This window comes from Inquilinus limosus MP06 (genome assembly GCF_000767795.1).
GTDB classification, from domain to species: Bacteria; Pseudomonadota; Alphaproteobacteria; order DSM-16000; family Inquilinaceae; genus Inquilinus; species Inquilinus limosus_E.
The window spans coordinates 1-827 of the sequence record NZ_JANX01001097.1 but is presented as its reverse complement, the minus strand read 5'-3'; the positions used below and the strand labels follow the sequence as shown (position 1 = coordinate 827).

Sequence of the window (827 nt, the reverse complement as noted above, 5' to 3'; positions counted from 1 at the left end):
GGCGGCGAAGTTCGGGTCGGCGCGCGGCCGGGTCCTGCCGCTCGTCTCGCGCGCCGTCCTCGACGCCGGTCCGGCGCCCGCTGCCCTCCGCGACGCGATCAGGCGGTACCAGGACCAGGCCTGGGCCCTGTGGCGCTAGGAACAGCCGGCGTCAGAGCATGAAGCCCCCGTCGAGGGTCAGGCTGGCGCCGGTCATGTAGCCGGAGTCGGGGCCGGCGAGGTAGGAAACCAGCGTCGCCACCTCGCGCGGCTGGCCGACACGGCCGATCGGCACCATCTCCGTCAGCGCCGGGATATGTCCTTCGTTCATATCGGTGTCCGTCGGGCCCGGCTGGATGTTGTTGACCGTGATCCGGCGCGGCGCCAGGTCGAGCGCGATGCCCTTGACCATCATCGCCACCGCCGCCTTGGTCATGGCGTAGACGCTGGCGCCCCGCACCACCGGCCGCTCCGCCGTGTTGCTGCCGATGGTGATGACCCGGCCGCCGTCGCGCATCTGCGCCGCGGCCGCCTGGATGGCCAGGAACACGCCGCGGATGTTGATGTCGAGCATCCGGTCCAGATCCTCCAGCGCGAAGGCGTCGACCGTCGCCAGGCGCAGGATGCCGGCATTCACCACCACGGCGTCGATCGGGCCGAACCGCTCCACCGTGCGGGCCACCGCGGCGCGGATCGCCGCCGGGTTGGCGCTGTCGGCCGCGATCGCCAGCGCCCGGCCGCCGCCGGCCTCGATCGCCCGCACCACCTCCTCGGCCCTGTCCGGCCGGGAGACATAGGTCAAGGCCACCGCGAAGCCGTCCTCGGCCAGCCGTGCCGCCGCCGTCGGC

General features: G+C 73.4%; 1 protein-coding gene. It reads right to left on the bottom strand.

Going from position 1 to position 827, the window contains the following annotated elements; genetic code table 11:
* Positions 1 to 151 precede the first annotated feature (151 nt).
* Positions 152 to 827: SDR family NAD(P)-dependent oxidoreductase (locus tag P409_RS35425; RefSeq protein ID WP_034849835.1), on the bottom strand; the 676-nt coding region annotated here is incomplete at its 5' end.